Below are 7,199 nucleotides of genomic sequence, written 5' to 3'. Positions count from 1 at the left end.
ACGGGCTTGCCCAAAGGGGCGCTGCCCCTCTGGACTCTCCGCCCCTCGCCGGGTGGCAGGGATGCAGGGGGTAAAACTTCCCTGCATCCCCGCCCAAAGGGTCTACAGGCCTTCAGCGGCATCAAGGGCCCGCTCCGCTGACACCCTCACCCGGTCACGGCCTACGGCCGCGCTGCGGCTTCCGGTGTCGCCCTTGACCCCGCTTCCCGGCCCTTACTCGCTATCAGTGGGGTAACACTCGCGCCTCAGAAGGCGGGAGCCAACTGGCAAACCGTGCCGAGCGAATTGCCCTTGCGGCAATTCCAGGGCATCGAGCGCAGGGGATAGCGAATAGTGATAGGTGTCGGTGTTCGGCTGCATGTCCTCGATAGCGAATAGCTCGCCGTCCTCGGCGAAGAAGGCTATCGACAGGGGCATGCGCGTGTCCCGCATCCAGAATATGCGGGGTTCGGACGTCGGCCATGAAAACAGCATGCCAGGGCCAGCATCGTCCCGATGCGAAAGCCCCCTCGCCTGCTGCGCCGTTGTTCGGGCTACGGGTATGCCGCGAAAGGCAACGCCGTTACTGAAATGCAGATCGCACGCCTCATTAATCGAGCTGGCACGCGCGGGCATTGTCCCCGTGACATAGGCAACGCCGGTCAACAGGGACAAGCCTAGCGAGGCGACGCCAACCGCATAGCGGAAACGCGCCGCCTTCGCTCTCATCGTTCGGCCTCAGTCAGCAAATTGATCTTGCAATCGCTTGCGGCGACTTCACCATCGCCGCCGCCATCCTCGTACCGGATACGGATTAGTCCGGGCGTGGTTGGCTTTCGGTTGAGCAAGACGGCAGCGGAACGGCCTTCAAACTCGACCAGCAGCAGCGGCTTCTTCATCAAGTCCGGGTCGGAAACGGCCTTGCCACGCGGCCAACTGGTCAGCTCGCCAAGGTCGCGTTCCTCATCGGCGCCATTGGCTGACCGTGCGCCCGCATCGCTTTCCGTAGAACGGCCATCCCCGTTCGCCTTTCTCCCGGCATTGGCGGGCTTTTGTGAGTCGCCCTGCCCGTCTCCGGCTCCACTCTCTCCTGCCGAACCTTGGACGCGTCCAAGGTTTTCCCCGCTGGCGTTGGAATTCTCCGACGACTCGCCCGCGCCGTTGGGCTTTGCCGCCGCTGGCTTCGTCTTGCCTTTCAACTCATCTGCGAGCGCTGAAACTGTCGTGCGGGTGATGTCCTCGGCAGTCTCACACCATGCCTCGACTTGCTCCGGGAATTTCGCATGCAGGCTGCGAAGGTCGTAGAGCGTCTTCGCCGACGTGCACCGGCCACTCGTATAAACCGCCTCAATGCAACCCGGCGCAGCGATCAGCGCTAGGTGGTTGGTCACGACAGACGCATCGACGCCGAGCCTGCGCGCAATGACCGCCTTCTTGTCGCCCTCCTGCATCTTCCGATGGATGAACTGCGCAAGTTCCATCGCCTTGAGGTCTTCACGCTGCAAGTTCTCGATGACCTGGCCGTAATCGCCGCATTCGCCGACAACGGCCGGGATATCGTCCAGGCCAAGTTCTAGTGAGCCGCGATAGCGGCGCTCGCCGAAGTTCAGTAGCCACCGGCCCGGCTTGTCCGGGTTGGGGCGCACTGAAATCGGCTGAATCACGCCATGCTCTTTGATGGACGCGACCATTTCCGCCATCTTCTCGGGCGTGAACGTTTTGCGCGGCTGGTTCGGGTCGGGGTCGATGTCCGCCAGCTTTAGCTTCAGCGGCTCGCCGGTCGCCTCGGAAACAGCAGGGGAGGGCGCTTCTTCCAGTGCGGAAAGGTCAAGAGCCATTACTTCACCTCCATAGTGTCGGCAATCTTGTCAAATACGGGCTTGATGTGCGCCCAGGCGTCGCGGGCACTGGTCTTGCCCAGCTTCCAGACCGGCAAGCCGGCAGCCTGCGCTTCCGGGATTGCAGTTGTCTTCTTGATAGCGGCAAAGCCGGGGGACATCGGGATTAGCAGCTTCGGAAAGGCCTTCGATAGATCCCGGAAGTTGTCTCGCTGAAACGGCGTCGGTTCGACCAGATTTGGCAGGATGCCGAGCAAAACCAACTTCTTGTTGATGGTCGCCTGAATCTTGCGAATGCCAATGTTTTCGTGGTTCAACAGATCGCCGATACCGTCAATGGCTTCCTGATTGAGCTGAAGCGGCGACAGCACGAAATCAGCCACCACAAGCGAAGCGAGCTGCCGAATGTCCGGGTTCGGGTTTGTGTCAATGATGCAGATATCGAACTGGTCATCAACGGACTGCAAGAACGCAAGCAGGCGCGAAGCGAACGCGTTGTGTTCGGCCGCTTTCTTCTCCATCTTGATGAGTTCGCCATCACCTGGGATTACGACAAAATCGGCGGCCTCGACCGTGGGCAGTTTGGATAACAAAATCTGGCTACTCGTGACTGCGGATACAGTGGCAATTCCTCCAGTGCGCAGTGCCTTGGACGTGTTGCGCTGGTGGTCAAAATCGAGCACAAGCACGCGCTTTTCGCGGGTAAGTGCAAAGTAATAGGCCATCTGGCAGCCGACGGCGGATTTGCCGACGCCACCTTTCTGGTTTGCGAGAACGACGGTTTTCATGCCCGAATGCTCCTTAAAAATTTCCGCACCGTAGTCGGTGAAGTGGTAACGCCGTTCTGCTTGAAATACGCGACGATCTGAACGACCGTATAACCCTTGTCCCGTAGGGTGCGAACTTCGCCGGAGAACGGTTCGAGTGCCGACGCTGAGAGCTTTGGCGGCTCGCGCTGCATGAAGGTGCGAAGGCGATATTGCTCCGCCTTCTCGATGAATCGACTTTGCAGCACGCGTGCTTGCTTTGTCGTCATAGAATGCGCCGATGCCGTTTCGGCAATCGGCGCACCTTCAACCAATAACGCGCGAGCTACGCCCAAGGACCGCTCGGACCATCGGCATGTAGACGCCACGCGGTCAAACTGCGTAGCGTCCATCCTTGGGGTAGGAACCGCCATAGCTCACTCGTTGCCCCTGCTGAACTGGTCGCGCTTTTCCTTGCCGGGTGCGCCGAATTTGAAATCTTCGACCAGAAAATTGAAGGTGTAGACCGTTTCGCCGTTCTTCTCGTATTCGTTGTTCTCGATCCGATACTGGACGATGATCTGGTCACCCTTGGCGGCATTGCGGGCAAGGGCATCGGCCTTGCCACGGAACGCAGTGAAGGGCAGGGCAACGGAGCGCTCGCGGACCTCGCCGGTTTCGCGGTCCTTGCCCGCATATTCGTTTGAAATCAGAGTGAACCGGGCAACCGCCTTGTCGCCCTGGCCGGACAAGGTTGGGGCTTTGGCGAGGTTGCCGACGAAAACGTTGGTCTGCATGCGATTCTCCAAGTGATACGGCGCAAAGTGGCCGCAACTGAAGTATAACAGAACGACAACAAATACAACAACAAAAGGAAAACAAATTTCTGGCCGGAACGCCGCTATTTATCGGCGATTCATGCGAACGATAGACGCCGCCGGAGAAAACCCGCCCGGCGAGGAAAACACTCAATCGCCGCGAAGGCCTCCAGAACGCTCCACAAGCGGCGAACGGCCAAAGGGCTACCACACCTCGATTTAGCCGAGAAATTGCCTACACGGGCTGCTGTGCGCTCCCCGGCGCGTGTTTTCGCTCGGCCCTTCCGCCCTTTCCTTTCTCCCTGCCAAACCTGGGGGAGGGGGAGCCGCCGCCGAAGGCGGTGGGGGAGGGGCGCAGCCCCGCCCCTGGGGGGTCGAAGTCGCGACCGGAGCGAAGCGGAGGGAGGACAGGGGGCGCGCAGCGCCCCGCGACTGCTCTTCCTTCAGCTTGCGCGGATCTTTCCGAATGGGGAGCAATCAAATAAACCAGTGCCCGTAGGGCACGCATTTTAGGAGGCGGCTTGCCGCCGACAGGCCGTCGCCGAAGGCGGCGGGGCGGAGCGCCGAAGGCGCGGAGGGCAGGCGCTTTTTTGCGCGGTTGCTGAGTGCGAAGGCGGCGGCAGTTATGCACCGAAATGCGCCGCTTTATAGGTTTTTATATAGGTATATCTAAAGAGAATTACAGGGGGAGCCGCCGCCAACCGATATTTTTTGCTTGTAAATCATTGGCTTGTGTCACGTTCGCCTGCTTGTGCATAAGACAATTTCAGCGCGAGGCATCAAGATAGATTCAGCGCGTCGTTCTGTGGGTAACAGGGAATTGCACTTAAAAAACAGTGATTTACGCGCAAGACAATTTCAGCGTGGATAACCGCTCTGCGAAGGCACTTATCCACAAGCTGCCGCTCCCCTCAGAATGGTGACGCGCGCGCGACCTGGCCCGCTGCGGTTTGTCGCCAATAACAACCCCGGTATGGGCCGGGTTCGTTGCTTCCGCCAACAAGTCGCATCAATGGACCGTCGGCGGCTCTGTAAAGGCGTCTGGCCGCACATTGCGCAGCATGCGCGCGGTCTGTGAGGCGACTTGTTGCCCTATCAATGACCCCGCAAAGGCGCTCTCGGTAGCGATACGGCGCAGGATGTCGCCCTTCATGGCAAGAATGTCGAGCGCCATGGCGGCGGCAATGAGATCGTCGGGGCTATAGGTCAGATCGCGCGATACGCGGTCCAGTGCAACAAGTGCGGCATTAAGTGCGGCGGTGATGAATTCGGCGTCATGGTCCGTCATGAGTGGTCACCACCAACTGCCGGTGAGGTAGCGCTTGGCATTGCCCATTGCTTCGTGGACCTGCTCGATGCGCGATTTCAGCGCAGAAAGCTGCTTGTTAAGTTCATCAAATTCCTTCCCGCGCTCGATGGCGGCGCGGGCTTCCTCGATCTTCTCGAGGTCGCAACCGACATACTCGCGGCGGCGCTTCTCGCCGGCCTGTTGGGGATACAGAAGATAGAAATATTTCTCCGCACCCGAGCTGTCCTTGCGCCAGTGCGGTGAAGCGTAAATAAGTCCGCCTTTCTTCAGAAGGTCCATGCGGCCGACAATGCCGTCAATCTCCTTGTCCAGGCGATTGATGAGCGCCGGAAACTCGCTAGCGAGCGCCGTTAGTGCTGCGGTCGTCTTCTTGGTCTTCTTCATGCATTACGCTCCGAAAAGTGAGGCTATCGCGCGAGCGAGGGAAAAGACGCCGAACACACCGACCGACATCACGAGTAGGGCACCAACAACGAATTGCAGGCGGACAAAGCCAGTCACCACAGCGAACACGCCATGAAAAACGGCCTTGCCAGTCTTGACGATCAGATCATCGATAAAGTCCATCTTTAGACCCTCCAAGGGGGGAGGCAGGCCATCGAGACGGCCTGCCAATTGGGCGTATTGAACACGCCAAAATATACCATATTGGCGACTACTGATCACCAACAGCAGCGGAATTCAGGGCATCGGCTACCTGCTTTGCTGCCCATATTCCAGCGTTGTTAAGCTGGCGAACCCATGCGCTGCGGCTGGGCGACCATTTGAAGGCGTGGGCCTTCAAAATCTTGCGTGTCCGCTCGTCCGGCTTGCCTTCGAAGACGAACATCACGCGGTTTTCCTCCACGTCTTCCCGATACGTGAAGCCGCTGCCGCTGCGCTCCACGTCCTCCCGCTTGCCGCGCTTCTCCAGCTCGGCGATGCGCAACTTGATCCGGCGCATGTTGGCGTTGTTGTTCGTCAATGCGTAGTTGGGAAAGCCGACCCGGCCCGCGAAGTCCTTTTCCAGCAGCTTGACCGCTGACGCTTCTTTGAACCCCAGGGCGACCAGCGCCACGGTCTGAGCTTCCGGCGTCTTGTTAGTCCGGATCGCCTTGTTCGCGGCCTTCATCTGCTCTTGTGCGGCCTCCATCTTCGCCAACTCGGCCCGCAATTTGTCGATAGCGTCGGGGTCGTCGCTGGAAATGCCACCGGTCCCGACCGCTGCCGCCTTGCCCGCGTAGTGCTTCGCCTTGTTGTGCAAGTCGAACGCCTTCCCGAACGTGTTATGAATCCGGTCCCTATAGTTTCTGTCGCGCTTCTCGCTGTGGTGGCCGACCAGAATCGGCTGACCGAACGGGATCGCCTCTGCCATCTTGTGGGCCTTGTGATAGGTCGCCTGGGCCTCACTGCTGGCCTGCTTGGCCCGGGCTTCCATGCGAGTGCGACGGGCTTCTAACTTGGCTTCGTACTTGTTCATTAGATCAGTTCCTTTCAGTTGATGGCTTCGGTTTGGGAAACGTGAAAAACGGTTGTCGTCTTGGGCTTGCGAACAGGGGTTTCCTCGCCCGTCTCCGGGTCCTTCTTGGTGCAGGGAATAACCGTCACGATGCGCACGCCATGCTGTCCGCGCTTGACCACGCGCCCGAGCGCCTTCCATGCATTGAAGGTGAAGACGTTCTCGCGAGGCATCACGTCGTCGGGGTCGATACCCATCGCTGCAAACCCATCGAAGATGGCTTGATAGTTCGCCACGCTCGCGCCGCTGGTTGCGTTCTTCAGTGCCTGCGCTTGCAGCTCGGCTTGCCGTTCGCTTCTCGCTTCTCCCCACATTGCTTTGCTAGATGCTTGAGCCGGCTTTTGTTTTTGGCTTTTCGGATGGTGGTTCATCATGTCGTTCTCCGAGCTGTTGATTGAGTGGTTGAACATTGCTTCGCTGAGTGCCTTTCGCCGTGATTGCCCGTAGGTGGCCCGGCCCGAAAGGCGACGTGCAAGGGCGACACCGGAAGCCGCAGCGCGGCCGTAGGCCGTGACCGGGTGAGGGTGTCAGCGAAGCGGGCCCTTGTTCGTTGACCGGGTTGGGCTACCGTTTAGGGCAGGCGAAAGGAGCGCAGCGGAGCATCGAGCTGTTCAAACGAAATCGCTCGGGGGATGGCATGGGAACCGAATAGGGCAGCGGAAGCGCTGCACGGTGTTGCGCCTTTGGCGCACCTGGGGCGGGCCGAAGGCCTGCGCGCAGTGTTGGCGAAGGGTGGTCGTTCTGCAGGACGACGATGCGTCGCCAGTCAGGCGGCGAGCCGCGTGCAGCGGTCACGCTGAAACTGTCTTGCGCGTTAGCGCGAAATCTGCGTTGCCGCATGCGCTGATTCTGTCTTGGTGACACCGCAGCGCGATCGCTGGCCAAGGTTCGTCACCATCACCAGCGCCGGCCCTTTTGGTGACAAACGCGAGCTGGCCAGGCGGACGGCCAGTCGCCAGCGCAAGACAGAATCAGCGCACGCAGCGCGATGATTGGTGACAGAACTCGCCG

11 protein-coding genes are annotated in these 7,199 nt (G+C 59.7%); all 11 read right to left on the bottom strand.

Annotation, left to right across the window (positions count from 1 at the left end; genetic code table 11):
• Positions 1 to 213: 213 nt before the first annotated feature.
• Positions 214 to 708, bottom strand: coding sequence for a DUF192 domain-containing protein (locus tag LXM94_RS25040; RefSeq protein ID WP_235774501.1), 495 nt, complete (start codon positions 706 to 708; stop codon positions 214 to 216).
• The gene (locus LXM94_RS25035) at positions 705 to 1,817 is read right to left on the bottom strand and encodes a ParB/RepB/Spo0J family partition protein (RefSeq protein WP_235774499.1); all 1,113 of its coding nucleotides are present in this window, start codon (positions 1,815 to 1,817) and stop codon (positions 705 to 707) included. Before LXM94_RS25035 ends, LXM94_RS25040 begins: the two co-directional genes overlap by 4 nt.
• A complete protein-coding gene (locus LXM94_RS25030) occupies positions 1,817 to 2,605 on the bottom strand; it encodes a ParA family protein (protein ID WP_235774497.1) in 789 nt (262 codons plus the stop codon). Before LXM94_RS25030 ends, LXM94_RS25035 begins: the two co-directional genes overlap by 1 nt.
• Positions 2,602 to 2,919 (bottom strand): hypothetical protein, encoded by a 318-nt coding sequence (locus tag LXM94_RS25025; protein ID WP_235774495.1) that lies wholly within the window; start codon positions 2,917 to 2,919, stop codon positions 2,602 to 2,604. Before LXM94_RS25025 ends, LXM94_RS25030 begins: the two co-directional genes overlap by 4 nt.
• Positions 2,920 to 3,000: 81 nt before the next feature.
• Complete coding sequence (locus tag LXM94_RS25020) at positions 3,001 to 3,360, bottom strand: single-stranded DNA-binding protein (protein ID WP_235774493.1); 360 nt, start codon at positions 3,358 to 3,360, stop codon at positions 3,001 to 3,003.
• 1,030 nt (positions 3,361 to 4,390) lie between these two features.
• Entirely contained in the window at positions 4,391 to 4,669 is a 279-nt protein-coding gene (locus LXM94_RS25015; protein WP_235774491.1) for a hypothetical protein, read from the bottom strand.
• A 6-nt stretch (positions 4,670 to 4,675) separates the two neighbouring features.
• Positions 4,676 to 5,074, bottom strand: coding sequence for a hypothetical protein (locus LXM94_RS25010; RefSeq protein ID WP_235774490.1), 399 nt, complete (start codon positions 5,072 to 5,074; stop codon positions 4,676 to 4,678).
• Between the two features lie 3 nt (positions 5,075 to 5,077).
• The gene (locus tag LXM94_RS25005) at positions 5,078 to 5,257 is read right to left on the bottom strand and encodes a hypothetical protein (RefSeq protein ID WP_235774488.1); all 180 of its coding nucleotides are present in this window, start codon (positions 5,255 to 5,257) and stop codon (positions 5,078 to 5,080) included.
• Positions 5,258 to 5,345: 88 nt separating this feature from the next.
• Positions 5,346 to 6,149, bottom strand: coding sequence for a DUF3560 domain-containing protein (locus LXM94_RS25000; RefSeq protein ID WP_235774486.1), 804 nt, complete (start codon positions 6,147 to 6,149; stop codon positions 5,346 to 5,348).
• 14 nt (positions 6,150 to 6,163) lie between these two features.
• Positions 6,164 to 6,562, bottom strand: coding sequence for an ArdC-like ssDNA-binding domain-containing protein (locus LXM94_RS24995; RefSeq protein WP_235774484.1), 399 nt, complete (start codon positions 6,560 to 6,562; stop codon positions 6,164 to 6,166).
• Positions 6,563 to 7,002: 440 nt separating this feature from the next.
• Positions 7,003 to 7,199, bottom strand: a 197-nt coding sequence (locus LXM94_RS24990) for a hypothetical protein (protein WP_235774482.1), incomplete at its 5' end; no start/stop codon positions are given.

The sequence above is a fragment of the Rhizobium alarense genome (assembly GCF_021555155.1).
Taxonomy (GTDB): domain Bacteria; phylum Pseudomonadota; class Alphaproteobacteria; order Rhizobiales; family Rhizobiaceae; genus Rhizobium_D; species Rhizobium_D alarense.
This window is presented reverse-complemented; position numbering and strand designations above follow the sequence as displayed.

Coding starts and splice junctions, on each gene's coding strand:
- LXM94_RS25015 (WP_235774491.1), bottom strand. CDS start 4,669: ATGACGGACCATGACGCCGAATTCATCACCGCCGCACTTAATGCCGCA.
- LXM94_RS25000 (WP_235774486.1), bottom strand. CDS start 6,149: ATGAACAAGTACGAAGCCAAGTTAGAAGCCCGTCGCACTCGCATGGAA.
- LXM94_RS25030 (WP_235774497.1), bottom strand. CDS start 2,605: ATGAAAACCGTCGTTCTCGCAAACCAGAAAGGTGGCGTCGGCAAATCC.
- LXM94_RS25010 (WP_235774490.1), bottom strand. CDS start 5,074: ATGAAGAAGACCAAGAAGACGACCGCAGCACTAACGGCGCTCGCTAGC.
- LXM94_RS25020 (WP_235774493.1), bottom strand. CDS start 3,360: ATGCAGACCAACGTTTTCGTCGGCAACCTCGCCAAAGCCCCAACCTTG.
- LXM94_RS25005 (WP_235774488.1), bottom strand. CDS start 5,257: ATGGACTTTATCGATGATCTGATCGTCAAGACTGGCAAGGCCGTTTTT.
- LXM94_RS24995 (WP_235774484.1), bottom strand. CDS start 6,562: ATGATGAACCACCATCCGAAAAGCCAAAAACAAAAGCCGGCTCAAGCA.
- LXM94_RS25035 (WP_235774499.1), bottom strand. CDS start 1,817: ATGGCTCTTGACCTTTCCGCACTGGAAGAAGCGCCCTCCCCTGCTGTT.
- LXM94_RS25040 (WP_235774501.1), bottom strand. CDS start 708: ATGAGAGCGAAGGCGGCGCGTTTCCGCTATGCGGTTGGCGTCGCCTCG.